This window comes from Modestobacter lapidis, assembly GCF_054780755.1.
Genome location: NZ_BAAGVS010000016.1, coordinates 67,788 through 83,912 on the forward strand (window position 1 = coordinate 67,788; position 16,125 = coordinate 83,912).

12 protein-coding genes are annotated in these 16,125 nt (G+C 75.0%); 3 read left to right on the forward strand and 9 right to left on the reverse strand.

The features are described 5' to 3' along the window. Positions 1 to 3 precede the first annotated feature (3 nt). The 4 genes from ACYVG5_RS15260 to ACYVG5_RS15275 all read right to left on the reverse strand — a co-directional run bounded on the left by ACYVG5_RS15260 (position 4) and on the right by ACYVG5_RS15275 (position 4,672). Positions 4 to 837 carry a hypothetical protein gene (locus ACYVG5_RS15260; protein ID WP_222050665.1) on the reverse strand — a complete coding sequence of 278 codons (834 nt, stop codon included), beginning with the start codon at positions 835 to 837 and terminating at the stop codon, positions 4 to 6. 22 nt (positions 838 to 859) lie between these two features. Continuing rightward, on the reverse strand, positions 860 to 2,263 hold the full coding sequence (locus ACYVG5_RS15265; protein ID WP_460683315.1) for an ADP-ribosylglycohydrolase family protein: 1,404 nt from the start codon (positions 2,261 to 2,263) through the stop codon (positions 860 to 862). Between the two features lie 232 nt (positions 2,264 to 2,495). Further along, positions 2,496 to 3,656 (reverse strand): RtcB family protein, encoded by a 1,161-nt coding sequence (locus ACYVG5_RS15270; RefSeq protein ID WP_222050664.1) that lies wholly within the window; start codon positions 3,654 to 3,656, stop codon positions 2,496 to 2,498. 116 nt (positions 3,657 to 3,772) lie between these two features. Continuing rightward, positions 3,773 to 4,672 (reverse strand): SMP-30/gluconolactonase/LRE family protein, encoded by a 900-nt coding sequence (locus ACYVG5_RS15275; protein ID WP_222050663.1) that lies wholly within the window; start codon positions 4,670 to 4,672, stop codon positions 3,773 to 3,775. Positions 4,673 to 4,769: 97 nt separating this feature from the next. On the opposite strand from ACYVG5_RS15275, the gene ACYVG5_RS15280 reads away from it, so the two are divergent. Together ACYVG5_RS15280 and ACYVG5_RS15285 are read left to right on the forward strand one after the other, a co-directional pair. Continuing rightward, the gene (locus tag ACYVG5_RS15280) at positions 4,770 to 5,426 is read left to right on the forward strand and encodes a hypothetical protein (RefSeq protein ID WP_460683316.1); all 657 of its coding nucleotides are present in this window, start codon (positions 4,770 to 4,772) and stop codon (positions 5,424 to 5,426) included. Positions 5,427 to 5,483: 57 nt separating this feature from the next. Beyond that, positions 5,484 to 5,645, forward strand: a complete 162-nt coding sequence (locus ACYVG5_RS15285) for a hypothetical protein (protein ID WP_222050661.1) — start codon at positions 5,484 to 5,486, stop codon at positions 5,643 to 5,645. A 58-nt stretch (positions 5,646 to 5,703) separates the two neighbouring features. On the opposite strand, the gene ACYVG5_RS15290 is transcribed toward ACYVG5_RS15285, so the two are convergent. The 5 genes from ACYVG5_RS15290 to ACYVG5_RS15310 form a co-directional block, all read right to left on the reverse strand. After that, complete coding sequence (locus tag ACYVG5_RS15290) at positions 5,704 to 11,802, reverse strand: DUF4011 domain-containing protein (protein WP_222050660.1); 6,099 nt, start codon at positions 11,800 to 11,802, stop codon at positions 5,704 to 5,706. A gap of 112 nt (positions 11,803 to 11,914) precedes the next feature. Continuing rightward, positions 11,915 to 12,154 (reverse strand): hypothetical protein, encoded by a 240-nt coding sequence (locus ACYVG5_RS15295; RefSeq protein ID WP_222050659.1) that lies wholly within the window; start codon positions 12,152 to 12,154, stop codon positions 11,915 to 11,917. 156 nt (positions 12,155 to 12,310) lie between these two features. Continuing rightward, positions 12,311 to 12,925, reverse strand: coding sequence for a hypothetical protein (locus ACYVG5_RS15300; protein WP_222050658.1), 615 nt, complete (start codon positions 12,923 to 12,925; stop codon positions 12,311 to 12,313). A gap of 48 nt (positions 12,926 to 12,973) precedes the next feature. Beyond that, a complete protein-coding gene (locus ACYVG5_RS15305) occupies positions 12,974 to 13,780 on the reverse strand; it encodes a DUF2382 domain-containing protein (protein ID WP_222050657.1) in 807 nt (268 codons plus the stop codon). A 193-nt stretch (positions 13,781 to 13,973) separates the two neighbouring features. Beyond that, on the reverse strand, positions 13,974 to 14,771 hold the full coding sequence (locus ACYVG5_RS15310; RefSeq protein WP_222050656.1) for a TetR/AcrR family transcriptional regulator: 798 nt from the start codon (positions 14,769 to 14,771) through the stop codon (positions 13,974 to 13,976). A gap of 185 nt (positions 14,772 to 14,956) precedes the next feature. Between ACYVG5_RS15310 and ACYVG5_RS15315 the strand changes: the two genes are divergently transcribed. Beyond that, on the forward strand, positions 14,957 to 15,418 hold the full coding sequence (locus ACYVG5_RS15315) for a hypothetical protein (protein WP_222050655.1): 462 nt from the start codon (positions 14,957 to 14,959) through the stop codon (positions 15,416 to 15,418). The last annotated feature ends 707 nt before the right edge of the window (positions 15,419 to 16,125 follow it).

The following is a 16,125-nucleotide window of genomic DNA, read 5'->3' on the forward strand; positions in this document are numbered from 1 at the left end:
CGGTCAGGTCCGCGACATCGCCGGCTGGTTCTTCGCCCACAGGAGGAAGCGGGCCGCCTGCTGCAGGTCGGGGATGTCGTTGCCGACCAGCGAGCGCAGCAGGTCGTTGCTCCACAGGATCAGCCGGCCGACCGTCCAGGCGACCTTCTCCGCCGGCGGCAGGTCCAGGTCGAAGACCAGCTTGGCGATCTCCTTCTTGCCATCCGCTGCGGTCGAGTACTTCAGGATCGGCAGGAAGCGCCCGGGTTCGACGACGCACAGCACCTTGGTGAGCAGCGCCTCCTTGAACCCGGGGAAGCCCAGCCCCTTCTTGCCGTCGACGAGCTGGGTGAGCCGGTCCTCCAGGCGCAGGCTCTCCGGCCCGTACAGCAGGTACTCGATCGTCGCGCGCACCTGGTCGGCGGACCGGTCCGGGCCCTGCGTCTTCCACGCCCGGTTGAAGCCCGACACGTTGCCGGCGCCGGCGACGGTGTCGGAGTTGACGAAGTGGTGCAGCTGCTCGGGGGTGGCCGAGCGCAGCCGGTCCTGGCTGAACAGCTCGGCGTAGCGCGCCCGGTAGGGCTCGACGTCCGGGTCGGGCTCGGGCCGCTCCAGCTGGAACTCCGACTGGAGCAGCATGACCCGCTCGCGGACGTCGGGACGGACGTCGGCGGCGGTCGGGAACTCCGCCTGCAGCGAGTCGATCGACCGGACGGCGGGCCGGGTGGGGTCACGCCGGGTCTCGCCGCGCAGCCACTCGTAGCCGCAGCTGTCGCAGTGGATGAGCAGCCGGCCATCGGGCTGCGGCTTGCCGCTGATGTCCTCGGAGCTGCAGGTGGGGCAGGTGATCAGTGCCATGTGGGCCCCGTTCGTCGGTCGGTCAGTGCACGCGCTCGAGCGCGTGGGTGAAGCTCTCGTTCCACAGGCTCAGGTACGGCCAGCGGCGTCCGACGGCGTCGGTCGCCTCGGCCGCCGACAGCCCCGAGCTGCGCCGAAACCAGGCACGCAGCACCAGCCCCGTGCGGGACTGCCCGGCGAAGCAGTGCACGAGGACCCGCCGTCCGTCCGCCCGCAGCGCCTCGATGTCGTCGAGCACGTCGGACAGGACGGCGTCGAGCTCGCTGTTCGCGTCGTCGTCGGTCAGGTACGCGAAGCGTTGCACGTCGTGCTCGAAACGCGTCCCTGTCCGGCACAACGACACTACGGCGAAGTCGGCCGGACTGTGGCGTGCGCCGTCCAGGTCGGCCGCCCAGACCCCGTCGGCGACCTCCCGCGGCGCCAGCCGCCGGGTCTCCGGGGCCTCGTACGGCGGGGCCGTCGAGCCGTCCAGCGCCGCGGCCAGGTGGTGCAGGTCGGCCAGCCACCACACCCGGTCCGACCAGCCCGGCACGCGGCCGTGGACCACCGACGTCCAGCGCATCGGGATGCCCGCGATGCCGTGCACGGCGCCGGCCAGACCGCCCGCCACCGCGGCCACCGTGTCGGTGTCCCCGCCCTGGTCGATGACCAGCCGCAGCACCTCGGCGACGTCGCGGCCGTGCCGCAGCGCCCACACCGCCGTGCCGAGGGTCGGCCAGACCGCGCCGTTGCTCTCGGTCGCCCGGTCCGGCGTCCAGTCCGGCGCCAGCACCGTCGCCCACCGGGCCCGGTGCTCGCGCGCGACGAGCGCCAGGGTGGCCGGCAGCGCGACCAGCGGATCACCGCCGTCCAGGGCCACCCGCACCAGCTCGTGGAACACCGCACACCCCTCGCCGGCCGACGGGTCGCCGTGGGTGAGCGCGGACTGGCGGCGGGCGGCGCCCATCGTCGCGGCGGTGCCGGCGCGGGCGAAGCGGATCGCTGCGGGCGTCGTCCGCATCAGCGAGCCGTTGCCGGCCGCGTGCCCGTGGCGGGCGAAGTGCTCGGCGGCGGCGACGTCCCAGGGCCGGTCCGATCCGAGGACGGCGCGGGTCTGACTGCCGATGTCCGGCGGCTCCGCCCGCGCCCACCGCTGGAACCGGGCGAAGACGTCGGCCTCGTCCAGCCCGCCGCGCTCCAGCAGCGAGGTGGCCAGCAGCAGCGCCATCTGGGTGTCGTCGGTGAACTCCCCGGGCGCCCAGTGCAGCGCCCCTCCACCGCACATCTCGGTCTGCACTCCCCGGGCGGCGACCGGGAACCGGGCCGAGAACTGCCCGGGCGGCCCGAACTCGAACGGCGCGCCGAGCGCATCGCCGACCGCGGCGCCGATCAGCGCGCCGGCGACGCGGTGCGAGCGGGGCATGGACGGCAGCGGCGACAGGGCCACGGGCTCCTCCGATGGTGGGCAGGACCTCCGCCTACCCAGGTCAGCGGCCGGGTGAGCACCCGGCGGCGCAGGGCGGCCGCAGGAGGCGCCCGCGTGCGAGCACCGGCGCGTGGCCGCAACGCAGAGCACGACCGCCGACACCGACCGTCTCGCGATCCGCCAGGTCGTGGAGGACTGGGCCGTGTGGCGCGACGCCGGCGACTGGGACCGGTTCGCCACCGTGTGGCCCCGGTCAGTCGCCCTTGACGTTCACGATCTGGCGCAGCGTGTGCCGCACCTCCACCAGATCAGCGGCGTCCGACATGACCACGTCGATGTCCTTGTAGGCGTCGGGGTGCTCGTCGAGGAACGCGTTCGAGCGGCCCCACGCGATGCCCGTCATCCGCTGGTCCAGGTCCGCCCGGGTGAACAGCCTGCGGGCCGCCGTCCGTGAGTGGTTGCGGCCGGCGCCGTGCGGGCTGGACATCAGCGCCGGCACGTTCCCCTTGCCGACGACGACGTAGGACGCCGTTCCCATCGAGCCCGGGATCAGCCCCCACTGCCCCTTCCGCGCGGAGATCGCTCCCTTGCGGGACAGCCACACCTCCCGGCCGTAGTGCTCCTCGCGCTCGGTGTAGTTGTGGTGGCACTGCACCTGCTCGAGCCGCTCGACCCCGGTCTTCAGGAACCGGGACAGCTGGTCGACGACGCGGTCCATCATCTCCTCGCGGTTGAGCCAGGCGAACCGCTGCGCCCAGCGCAGCGCCTCGATGTAGGCGTCGAACTCCGGCGTCCCCTCCGGCAGGTAGGCGAGGTCGCGGTCGGCCAGCTCGATGCCCTGCGCCCGGCACCACTCCTGCGCCCGGCGGATGTGCACCGACGCCAGCTTGTTGCCCACCCCGCGCGAGCCCGAGTGCAGGAACAGCCAGACCCGGTCGGCCTCGTCGAGGGAGACCTCGATGAAGTGGTTGCCCGAGCCGAGGGAACCCAGCTGCAGCGGCCAGCTGCCGGCCACCCCGTCGGCCTGGTCGACGCCGGGCATCGCCCGCAGCTCCTCGACCCGCGGTGCGGCGCTGTCGCGCACGGACTTGTTGTACCGGCCGGCCGACAACGGGACGGCGCGTGCGATCTGCCCGTGCAGCACGTCCAGCGGGCCGCCGAGGTCGTCGGCCGAGAACTGGGTGCGCACGGCCATCATCCCGCAGCCGATGTCGACCCCGACCGCGGCCGGGATGATCGCGCCCTCGGTCGGGATGACCGACCCGACGGTCGCGCCCTTGCCCAGGTGCGCATCGGGCATCAGCGCCAGGTGCGGGTGGATGAACGGCATCGCCGCGGTGCGCTCGGCCTGCTCGCGGGTGGTGGGCTCCAGGATGGACGCCCAGTTGAGCAGGCGTCCGTTGATCTCCTCCATGGTCCTTTCGTCTCTTCGTCGTCGATCCCGTCCCGGGGGTGCCCGGAACGGGGCTGCGCAGCCGGTGCAGTCAACCCGCCGCTACACCCGCCCGCGCACCCGCTTTACCGCCCGGCTCAGGGCCGGCCGGCGTGCGGGACGTCGACCTGCGCGGTCACCAGCACGGCCTCGCGGACCGGCGCCCGGTTGTGCTCGGCGAAATCCGGCGCGCAGCACATCAGCAGCGTCCGGCCGTCGTCCCCGCCCAGCGCGCAGGCGAAGACGCCCTGGCCCGCCGGTGCCGCGATCTCGTCGACGAGGTCGCCGCCCGGCGCGACCCGGACCACCCGGTTGCCGACGGCGTCGGCGGCCCAGAGGTGGCCGTCGGCGTCCAGCGTGCAGCCGTCGGGCGCGACCACGAGCTGACCGAGCACCTCCGCGGTGGCCGACCCGGTGACCTCCGGCCCGAGCTGGGCCCACACCCGGCGGCCCGACAGCGATCCGTCCGGGGCGAGGTCGAAGGCGGTGAACCGGTTGCCGAGCGTCTCGCCGACGATCAGCGTGCCGCCGTCCGGGGTGATGACCGAGCCGTTCGGGAACTGCAGCCCCTCGGCGACGACGGTTATCGTGCCGTCCGGGTCGACGCGCTTCAGCGAGGCCGGCGCACCGTCCCCGCCGCCCATCAGGTCGAAGCCGAAGTCGCCGACGAACACGTGCCCGGCGGCGTCGACGACGCAGTCGTTGAGGTGCCCGCCGCAGTGCGGCGTCAGGTCGGCCAGGGTGGTGAGCTCGCCGTCGGCGAGGCGGAGCAGCCGGTGGTCCTTCATCGAGACGATCACCAGCGAGCCGTCGGGGAGCCAGCCGAGCCCGGAGGGCTGCTGGTCGACGGTCGCCACCACCGTCTCCGCACCCGCGGCGCTGACCCGGCGCACCTGGTGGGTGTAGAAGTCCGACACCCACCAGGTGCCGTCGTGCCAGCGCGGACCCTCGAAGTACGAGCCGCCGGTGGAGATCGTGGTCAGTTCCCGCATCGCCATGGCCGGACCCTAGGGGAGCCTGTGATCGGCGCCACAGCTCCGGCCGGCCACGTTCGCTCCCGGGCTCCGGACGATGCACCTGGCTAGCGTGGCGCAGGTGAGCAGGGAGGAGCGCTGGCGGCGCCGGCTGGCGCTGCCGGTGCTGGTGGCGGCGCTCGCCTCCATCCCGGCGATGTTCCTCACCTTCGCCGGCGGGGCACTGGGCACGGCCGGACAGGTCGTCGACGCGCTCAGCGGGCTGGTCCTGGTCGCCGAGACGGTGGTGCTACTGGCGCTGGCCGAGAGCAAGCGGGCGTGGCTCCGTGCGCACCTCGGGTTGCTGCTGATGACCGTAGGGGTCGTGGTCGCCGTCGTGCTGGCCGTCGGCCCGGTGCAGGTGCTGCGGCTGGTGCGCACGGTGGGTGCCCTGCGGGTCCTGCGCGCCGGGCGGATCGTGCGGGCCGGCCGGGCGATGACCGCACGGATGGGCCTCGCCGGGCGCGGGGCACACCTGTTCTCGGGCGTGGCCGGGGCGCTGGTCGCGGTGTTCGTCGGGGTCGCCCTGAGCGATCCGACGTCGCCGTCCCGCTCCCTGCTGACCGACGTGCTCGGCCCGATCGGCGCACCGGTCGTGGTGGGCTGCTCCGTCGCCGCCGGCCTGCTGCTCGGCGCGGCCACCTTCCTGCTCGCGCGGGAGAGCGACGACGGCCCGGCCGGGGAGACCGATGCCGACCGGCGCCCGGAGATCCGGGATCGGGACCCGGAGGCCGGTTGACGAGCGACGTCCGGGGGCATGGTCGAGAGATCGACCCCGACGGACCAGGAGGCGGTCATGGGACTGCTCAGCAAGATCACCAAGGGCGGACTGGCGAAGAAGGCCATCGACGAGGCCAGCAAGCCGCACAACAAGCGGAAGATCAAGCAGGCCCTGTCCTCGGTGACCAACCGGGGCAAGGGCAGCGGCACGACGGGCGGCACGACCGGCCGCCGCTGACGCGGATCGGATCGGCGCCGGCCGGGCACCGCGGGATGCGGGCCCGGCCGGCGGCCGGTCAGCCGGTGATCCGGCCGTCCGGCTGCTCGGTGAGCCGGCCGGCGGCTACGGACCGGGTCAGCGCCGCCTCGAGGTGGGGCAGCAGCGCGGGGGTGCGCCGGCGGGAGCCGAAGACGTCGAGGGTCCGGACGTAGAGGTCCGACCGGGTCAGCCCGCCGGCCGCCCGGCACAGCGCGGCCATGGCGTTGCCGATCTCCTCCGGGGCGACCTGGTCCAGCGGACGGTCCGCGCTGCTGGACTGCCGGCGGAACCGGTTCCAGGTCGCGGCGTCCACGCCGGCGGGCCAGACGAAGTCGCCCACGACGCTGCCCTCGGGCAGCAGCCCGAGCAGCGCGTCCCGCCGTGCCCCGGAGACCCGGCTCAGCCCGAATGCGGCGGCGGTGGCCCGGACCAGCCGGTCGCGGTGCACCGGCCCCTCGGTGCGCACTCCGGCGGCCAGCACCCGGCGGACCGCACGGGCCGCCTTCGCGTCGGCCAGCGAGTCCAGCACCTTCTTCTCGCCGGCCGGCTTCGGCGTCCACACGACGAAGGGCAGCTCCCCGTCCAGCGCGGCCGGCCGGGCGGCCCCGGCCCTGGCCGGTGTCCTGACCGGTGCCGGAGTCGGTGCCGGTGCCGGTGCCGGTGCCGCCGCGACCTCCACCGGCGCCGGCACCAGGGTGAGCCGCGGCGGGGTGGCGGGGACGTCGGCCGGCGCGGGCGCCACCGACACCGACGTGGCGGCCAGCGACACTGACCCCGAGGTCGACAGCGGTGCGGCGTGTCGGCCGGGGGCGGGCGTGCCCGCCGGGACGGCAGGGGCGCTGGGCACCACGGCAAGCTGCGCCTTGCCCGCGGGCACGGCCGGCTCGGCGCCGGCCTCGGGCGTGCGGCGGTACGGCGTCGGACGCCGGGCGGGGCGGTGCACCTCCGGCGCGCGCGGCGGCAGCGGCGTCGCCTCGACCGCGGCCACCAGCCGGTCGAGCACCGCGTCGGGATCGCCCAGCCAGGACGGCAGCCACACCCGCTCGACCGCCGGCCAGCCGAGCTGCCCGCGGAGCACGTCGACGGGCAGGCCGTCGCGGTCGCCGACCGTGCGGCGTCCCGCCCAGGCCGCGCCGTCCAGCAGCACGGCGAGCACCGGGACGTCGGGGGACGAGGCGCGGGCGACCGAGAGGTCGACCCGGAAGTCCGACAGCCCGACGTCGGTGCGCACCACGAGACCGCGGAACCGCAGCGCGGCGGCGATCTCCTCGCGGTGCCGGTCGGGGGCCGGCACCTGGTGCGGTGCGCGGGCCAGCCCGTCGGTGCCCATCGCGGCGAGGTCGAGGTAGGCGCGCAGGTGCTTGACGCCCACCGAGGCGGTGTCCTCCGCGCGCAGCTGCTCGGGGGCGAAGGAGCAGAACACCACGACCTGCCGCCGGGCCCGGGTGACCGCCACGTTGAGCCGCCGCTCGCCGCCGGTCCGGTTGAGCGGCCCGAAGTTCAGCGGCAGCTTGCCGCGGGCGTCGGGGCTGAAGCCGGTGGAGAAGAAGACGACGTCCCGCTCGTCGCCCTGCACGTTCTCCAGGTTCTTGACGAACAGGCCCTCGCCGTCGGTGCGGTCCAGGGCCTCCACCACGCGCTCGTCGCCGCAGTCGCGCAGCAGCTCCTCGATGTGCGTGCGCTGCTGGGCGTTGAAGGTGACCACGCCGATCGAGGGCAGCTGGTGCGGCGAGGCCTCGAACCGGCGCAGCACCTCCGACACCACGGCCGACGCCTCCACCGGGTTGGTCCGCAGCCGCCGCCCGGTACCCGACCGGTGGAACGTGCCGCCCACCTGCACCAGCGAGACCCCGAGCCCCTCCGCGCCGGCCGGCCCGGCACCGTGCACGGGCGCCGGGAAGGAGTTCAGCCGGCGCTCGTAGTACTCGGCGTTGCTGAAGGCGATCAGCGACTCGTCCTGGCTGCGGTAGTGCCAGGACAACCAGTGCCGCGGCACCCCGGCCTGCACGCACTGGGACAGGATCGACTCCTCGTCCTGCACCGCGCCGGCGTCCTCCACCAGGTCGACCTCGCCGGCGTCCGCGCCATCGGGGCCGGCCACGGGCTCGGCGACCGAGGTCGGCGGCATCTGCTTGCTGTCCCCGACGACGACGGCGGCCCTCGCCCGGCCCAGCGCGCCGACCGCGTCGGCGACCCGGATCTGCGAGGCCTCGTCGAACACCACCAGGTCGAACTGCCCGGCCACGGCGGGGAAGAAGCGGGCCACCGAGTCGGGGCTGACCAGCACGCACGGCAGGAGGCTGGTGATGAGGGCGCCGTGCTCGCCGAGCAGCCCGCGCACGCCCAGCCCACCGCGGGTGCGGTCCAGCTCCCGGCGCAGCGCACCCACCGGCCCGTCGGCGGACGTCGGGTCGAACGGCCGGGCGGCCAGCACGTCGGCGGGCAGCGCGGTCACCAGGTGCTCGCGCACCGCCCGGGACGCCGTGGCGAACCGGCTGATCATCCGCTCGTGCAGCTCGGCGTCGAACTCGCCCAGGCCGGTGGCCTGGCGGCGCTCGACGACCGACGCCTCGGCGAGCCCACGGTCCAGCGCGCGCACCGCGTCCTCGGCGCGGACCGAGCCGGTGAGCAGGGCGGTGCGCGCCGCGGTCAGCCCGGCGGCGCGCAGCGGCTCGAGGGTATCCAGCAGGCTGACCCACCGGCGCAGCGACATCGGGTGCGTGTACTCCACGCCGCGCTCGGGCCGGGTCATCGTCCAGCGCAGCACCAGCCCGTCGGCCCCGCTCCACGCGTCCAGCTGCGCGGAACCGGCCGAGCAGGCGCCCAGCAGCACCTGCAGCGCGTTCCGGACGCGGGCCACTGCCTCCACGGCGGCCGGGTCGACCGCCGGCCCGACGGCCAGGAACCGGCGGAGCGCGACCGTGAAGGCGTCGGTGCCCCCGACGGCGGCGGCGGCCCGGCGCAGCCAGACCACCTCGGCGTCGAGCAGGAACCGCCCGGTGTCCAGGAACGGGTTCCAGGTGGCCGGCACCCGCAGGCCCGGAACGCCGGAGGCGCGGGAGGCGATGCCCTGCACCGCGGTCTGCACCCGGAACAGCGACGCGGTCAGCTCCGGCACGTCCGCGCGCCGCACCCGGGCGCCGGGCTGCAGCACCGGCGCGAGCTGGGCACGGATCGCGCCCAGCTTGGTGCGGCGGCCCAGCCGGCCGGTGGCCGCGGCGGTCTGCGCCTCGACGAAGAGCTGGCCCAGTGGCAGCGCCAGGGCCTCCGGCGTCGCGACGTCCAGACCGGGGTGCGCCGTTCCGACCAGGGCCGCCACCTCGCCGGTGACCGCGGCGGCGGCCGCCACCCACCGCTCGGTGCGGACCTCGTCGAGCACGGCCAGCGGCATGGCCGGGCCGGCCAGCACGTGGACGAGGGTGTCCAGGTGCTCCGGCGTTCGGACCGCCCGCAGCAGTGCGGCCAGCGGGCCCTCGGCCGGCAGGGCGCGGATCGCCCGGTCCACCTCGACCGCCGACTGCTGCACGGCAGTGATGTCCAGGATGATCGTGTCGATGAACGCCCATGCGTGGCCGGCCGAGGGGCGGGCCAGGTCGGCGATGTCGGGCAGCAGGGCCAGTGCCCGGCGCACCGCGGTGAGCGTCTCGGTGGAGGCGCCGGCCACGAAGGCGGCCGGCACCGGCAGCGCCGGCACGTCGTCGCCGGCGGACAGCACGGCCGTGCGCGCCGAGTAGAACGACAGCCCGACGGCGTTGGGGGAGTGCAGCCGGTCGGCGTAGGAGTCCAGGCCGCGGCGGGCGGCGCGGAGCGCCTCGTCGTCGGCGGCCAGGGCGGCGGCGTCGACCTCGACGGCGTGCTCGAGCGCGGCCCGGACCTGGGCGCGGACGGCGGCGGGCCGGCTGCCCTTGTCGTGCAGGTCGAGGGCGAACGGGCCCATCCCGACGGCCTCGAGCCGGCGGGCGACGACGTCGAGGGCGGCGCGCTTCTCGGCGACGAACAGCACCCGCTTGCCGTCGGCGACGGCGCGGGTGAGCAGGTTGGTGATGGTCTGGGACTTGCCGGTGCCGGGCGGGCCCTCCAGCACGAAGGTCTGCCCGGCGGCGGCCGCGGCCACGGCCTGCAGCTGGGAGGCGTCGGCCGGTACCGGCAGGCGGGCGGCCAGCTCGTCCAGGTCGACGGGGTCGACGGGGTCCGGGACCGGGTCGGCGAACGGCGCGCCCGGCGCCTGCACCAGGTGGGCGACCAGCGGGTTGGCCGCGAGCTCCGCCCAGTGCTCGTCGAGGTCCTTCCACAGCCGGTACTTGGCGAACTGCAGGACGGCGAGGTCGGCGGTCGGCTCCACCCGGAAGGGCAGGCCGTGCCGGGCCAGCGCCGCCCGCAGCGCGGTGGATGCGGTGGTGACGTCGACGCCCCCGTCCGTGGCCGGGTCGCCCAGCCCCGGCACGGTCAGCCCGTGCACCTGCCGGAGCTTCTCCAGCAGGCACCAGTTGGGGGTGCTCACCCCGGCCTCGTCGAGGGTCAGCCGGTAGGCGCCGCCCCGGGACGCCGACGTCAGGACGACGGGCACCAGGACCAGCGGCGAGCGCAGCGCCCGGCCGTCGAGCTCCCAGGCCAGCGAGCCGAGCGCCAGGTACAGGTTGTTCGCGCCGGTCTCCTCGACCAGCGTCCTGGCCTTGTGGGCGAGGCCGCGCAGCCGGGGCAGGTAGCCGGACGCCGGGACGTCGGCGTGCACGGTGCCGCGGTCGCGCAGCAGCTCGATGAGCGTCTCGGCCGGCAGGGCGGTGGCCGGCAGCAGGGTGATCGCGGCGCCCCCGTGCAGCGCGTCCGCCAGCGTCGGCAGGGCGGGGGCGGGCACGGCGAGCGGCAGGCCGGCGCGCCCGGTGTAGTTGACCAGCCGGTTGCGCAGGCTGAGGTCGAGCAGCGCGTTCTTCCACTGCTGGACGCGGGCGGGCGCCGCCGCCCGGGCCGCGGTGTTGTCGGGGACGGCCGGCGGGGCAGCGGTGGCCGGCGCGGCCGGGACCGCCGGCCGGTACTCGACGACCCGGAGGCCGCCGTCGGCGTCCCGGGTGCGGGCCGGCAGCGGCAGCACGCCGTCGGTACGGGCGCGGTGCACGTCGGTGACGCCCAGCACCCGGCTCAGGTCACCGGTCAGCCAGGCGCCGGCGGCGGGGCCGTGCAGGTCGACCACCGGCCGCCGGCCGGCGGTGAGCAGGCTGGTCTCGACCAGCCGGATACGCCCGGCGGTGACCTGGTCGACCAGGCCCGCGACGTCGGTGGTGGCCACCGTCTCGGCGCTGCGCTCCTCGCGCCAGTAGCCGAGGAAGGCGTGCTCCCCGGCCGTGCCGCCGCCGGAGACCAGCCACAGCAGCGGCCGGAGGCCGGCCGCCTCGCAGGCCGCGGCGAGGACCAGGACGGTGTCCAGGCAGGTGGCGACGCCGCCGGCGAGGACCTCGTCGACCGGGCGGAGGTCCTGCCCCAGGTCGGTCCAGCTGGCCGGGGCCTCGCCGTAGCGGATGCCGCGGCGGTGCACCACCGCGGCCAGGGCGTCGACGATGTCGTCGACCCGCTCCGGGCCGACCTGGTACCCGTCCATCTGCGCGCTGCCGGTGCCGCCCTCGAGCACCTCGGCGGCCTCGGCGAGTAGCTCGGTGACCGCCGGGTGCTGCGGCTGCACGTGCGCGGCGAGCATCTCCAGCGCCAGCGGCAGCGGGGTGGCCAACCACTGGCCGGCGGGCAGCACGTGCACCGGCACCCGCCGCTGCGCCCGCAGCCGGCCGTCGACCTCGACCTCGACCCGGACCCAACCCGGGCGCCGCTCGGGAACCTGCAGCATCGCCGCGGGGTCCAGGGTGAGCCCGACGTCGCCGAGCACGGTGGTGCGGCCGGCCGTGAGGTCGACCAGCCGCTCGACCGGGGCGCCGATCGGACCCTCGGCGTCGGCGACGGTGAGCCGCACCAGGGCCGCCCGGAGGTCGCCTCCGGAGCTGCCGAGGGCCAGCCGGGAGACCACCGGCACGCCGGCGTGCGCCAGGGCGGAGCTGAGCACCGGGGTGGTGGTCAGTTCCACCGAGATCGCCGGTCCGGACGGGGTCGCCGTCGTCCCGGTGCTGAGCTGGAGATCAGCGGTGTCGCCCATGCTCCTTGTGTACCGGCTCGGACGGACCGTTCCCGTCAGGTACCGAGGAGTGGTGGTGCGCCTGTGACGGGACGGTCGGCCGGGACCTGCGGTTCCCGCGGGACGGGCGGGGTCAGAGCAGGGCGAGCTCGCGGCAGGTCGGGCAGAGCACGTCGCGCGGCTCCTCGGCGGGTGGCCAGGCGACCTGCTCGTCGCGGGCGACGTAGGCGCCGCACAGCGCCTTGCGGCCGGCGGTCGACACGCTGCTGATCGTCGCGTGGGCCGGGCCGATGAGCTGCGGGCGCAGCCCCCGGGGATCCGTCACCGACCCGACCATCATGACCGCGCGAGCGGTCCGGTACGTGAAGCCCATGGCCCCACGGTCCGCCAGCGGGCCGGGGGGTCGCGGCGCAACACGCGGCCCCCCGGCCATCCCGACGCCGCACCTCCCCCAGCAGCACCACCGGCCCCGGCCGACCCGTGCGGTGCTCGGATCGGCCGGGGCCGGTGGTGCCGACCGGGGGAGGGATCAGACGTCGAAGCCGGCCCGGTCGACCTTGCGGTGGAAGCGGTCGCCGAGCTTGCCACCCAGGATGGCGCCGAGCAGGGTGACCAGCAGGACGGCCACCAGCGCGACGATGCCGGCGGTGGTCGCGGTGCCCTCGTCGACCGGGATGCGCGGCAGGTCCAGCTGGGCCAGCACGTTGTACTCCGAGCCGAAGACCAGGCCGAGGACGGCCAGCAGGATGACTGCGAGCAGCCCGATCACCCACACGGCGATGCCCTGCTTCACGCCGTCGAAGCGGGCCATCCGGCCGGCCACGTACCCGCCGGCCAGGTAGGCCAGGAACAGCACGACGAGCAGGGCGATGCCGCCGCCGATGCCGATCCCGCCGGCGCTCGCGGTGGCCTCGTCGGCCGAAGGCACGCCCTGGGTCAGGCCGATGGCGACGCCGGCGGCCGAAACCAGCGCGATGAGCAGGACGGCCAGGCCGTTGGCCGACAGCCAACCGAAGAAGGCCGCGCCCCACTTGATCCCGCCGAAGCGGTCGTGCTGGGCGTCGACGGCATCGCGACCGGGCCCGCGGGAGGCGCGGGCGCCGTCGGTGGACGAGACGTCGTCGGAGGGGGTGGAGCTGGACATGGATGCCTCCTGGGCTGGGGGAGCGGCGTCCGCTGACGCCGCCGGGCGTCAGCGGCGGTCGGTGCCGGCGGTGCGATCGGTGGTCTCGACGCCGTCGGTGTCGATCTGCTCCTTGCGCACCTCGTCGGTGACGGTCTCCTGCTCGGTGACCGTGTCGACGTCGAGGCGGACGCGCTCGACCGGAACGGCCTCCTTGGCCACCACGGGGCGCTCGGCGTGCAGGACGACCTCGTGCTCCTCCTCGGAGATGGCCGGGCCGTCGAGGGCGTCGCCGGCGGTGGCGTCGGTGATCGGCTCGCGCTCGATCCGCACCTCCTCGTGGGAGACCGGCACCGTGGTGGTGACGTCCTCGGTCACGACGTACTTGCGCAGCCGGGCCTTGCCGGCCGCAACCTGCTCCGTGCCGACGCGCAGCTGCTCCTCCGAGCGGGTCATCGCGTCATCGGTGGTGGGGCCGGAGGTGTCGTGGCCGACGGTGCCCCGGGCGTTCGTGTCGGTGGTCGTGCTGTCGGTGCGCTCGGCGAAGCCACCGGTGTCGCCGGTGGCCACGCCGTAGTAGCGGTAGAGCTCCGACTCCTCCTGCGGGGACAGGTGGCCCTGGTCGGCGTCGATGCGGGGGGCGTCCTTCACCCGGGCCTTGTCGTAGGGCACCCGGAGGGTGTCGTCGGTGATCTCGGCCTGCGCCAGCGGCACGAAGGTCTCCGAGGTACCGAACATGCCGGTGCTGACGGTGGCCCACTCGGGGCGGCCGGTCTCGTCGTCGAGGTAGACCTGGCCGATCTTGCCGAGCTTGCTGCCGTCGTTGTCGACGGCGTTGGTGCCGATGATGCGGCTGATGTCCTGGGTGGTGATCACGCGGGGTACCTCCGGAAGTGGATCGGCTGGCGCGGCGGAGCTGTCTGCATCGCGCAGCCGCTCGCCGGACACTGGGGTGCCCGATCGGTTTACGTCGTAAACCGGCGCTCCGCCTCGATCGGTGCGCCACCGCCGGATCGCCGCGGCCGACGACTGGCCGACGACTGGCCGACGACTGGCCGACGACCCGGCGTCAGCGGTCCAGCACGGCGCCGTCCTCGGAGTTCCTCGCCTCGTGCAGCACCCGGGTCAGCCGGTCCAGCAGGTTCTCCAGCGACTCCTCGAACTCCACGGCCGACTCGTCCCGGGCCAGCAGCGGCTCCAGGTCGGTCAGGTGCGGGTACCGGCCGAGGTCGGTCGACCGCTGGGCGTCGGCGTCGCCCTCGGGCAGGTCCAGCAGGCTGACCTGGGCGCCGAGCTGGGTGACCTCCAGCAGCAGGTGCCCCAGCAGGAAGCTGGAGTACGCCCGGTAGGCGGCGACCGCGGCCTGGTCGGAGAAGCCGCCCTCCCGCATGCTCGCCAGGAACGACTCGACCATCCGCAGGCTGCGCAGCGGCGGCCGCACCCAGGGCGCGGCCGGCGGCCGGCTGGCCACCAGCGGGAACACCGCGGGGTGGGCCAGGGCGATCCGGCGGACCCCGTGCGCCAGTCGCACCAGGTAGTCCTGCCAGCCGCCGGCGTGCTCGAGGTGGATGTCGTCGGGCCGGCCATCGTCGTCGAACAGGCTCTCGACGACGGTGTCCACCACGCCATCGAGCAGGTCCTCCCGGCCCGGCACGTAGCGGTACAGGGCCATCGCTTCGACGCCGAGCTGGGCACCGAGGCGGCGCATGGTGAGCGCGGCCAGGCCGTGCGCGTCGATGTACGCGATGGCCGCCCGCAGGATGCGCTCCCGGTCCAGCCCTGCGGGTCGGGTCAGCCCGGCGGCCGCCGCCGGGCCCTCGGTGACCGCCACGACGTCGGCATCTCGCTTGTCATCCGTCCTCGCCACTGATGTTCTCCTCGCGTCGGTGCGCCCCCGGGGGCCACTGTCCTCCCCACCCGGCCCGCGGCAGCCGGCGCGGACGCCGGAACCGGGGACGCAGCGCAGTCGTCCGCGGTCGGTGGGTACACGGCGCGACGAGAGGAAGGTCACGAACCTGTTACGAACCGGCTACCGAGGGCATCCTCTCCGGCATGACCACCACTCCCGAGCTCGCGCCCAACACCCCCCAGGTGCTGGAGGAGTTCTCCCTGGTGACCGCGGTGACGCGGCTGGACTTCCTCGCCCGGCGTGACAACCACGTCGTCCCCGTCGATCACGACGCCACCGACGACGACGACCACTGGGGCGCCATCAAGGAGGCGACCACCTCCCTCGACGTCGAGGAGGCGCTGGAACTGCTCGCGCTCGGCGAGGTGGTGGCTCGCAAGGCGCACGCCAGCCGGCAGAAGGGCGTCCGCGCCGCACTGCGCGGTGGTGCGGGGTGGGCCGACATCGCCGCCGCTCTCGACGCCCCTCCGGCCGCGGCCTGGGACGAGCACGCCGCCTGGCTCGACGCGCAGGAGGCTGCCCGCGAGCGCGGCGAGGACGACGCCCTGGATGCCGCTGAGCTCACCCGGGCGCGCGAGCTCGCCGGCCCCCGCCCCCGCGGCTGAGCCCCGCGGTCGGTCACGGCCTGTCCAGGAGCCCGCACTCCAGGTCGGGGATGCAGCAGGAACGTCGCCTGACACCACACGAGCTGTGCCCGCTTGGACAACGTGCCGGCAGTTCGAGGACGGCCCGGTCGCCGTCGGCTGGTAGCGCGCCTCGCACCGTGAGCTTCACCTGGAGCGGGAGACCGATTACCTGCCGGTGGGGGAGAAGCTGCTCCTCGGGCGTCCAGGGCAGCGACGTGCTCCGGTACCCGGAGCCGCTGGCCTGCGCCCGGCACCAGGTGCCGGGGCGTCTTTGCCGCGTTCCTGGTGGAATGACCCGGTCCGGTGGGCGGTTGGCTCAGACAGGAAGAAAGCGGGAGTAGCCGCGGATCGTTCGACATGCAGGAATTCGCGGACGTCCTCGTCGCTCAGAGCGCTACATCCCACTAGTGTTGCCGCAGGACACGCCGGGGACGGGGACATCCCGGGCGCGCAGGAAAGGCCCGCGCGGCCGTGTCGCACGACGTCCCATCGTGATCCGGCACACCGTGACTTCCCCATCAGGACGCTTCCGTACCGCCGATCGACCGTGTGAGGACAGATGACTGCCACGCCGAACGTCAGCGCCGCCCCCGACGATGCTCCGCTCTCTGCCCCGGGTGGGTTGGTGAAGAGTGTGGTGGCCCTGGATCGGGTGGTGATCCGGTTGGCGGGTGATTCCGGTGATG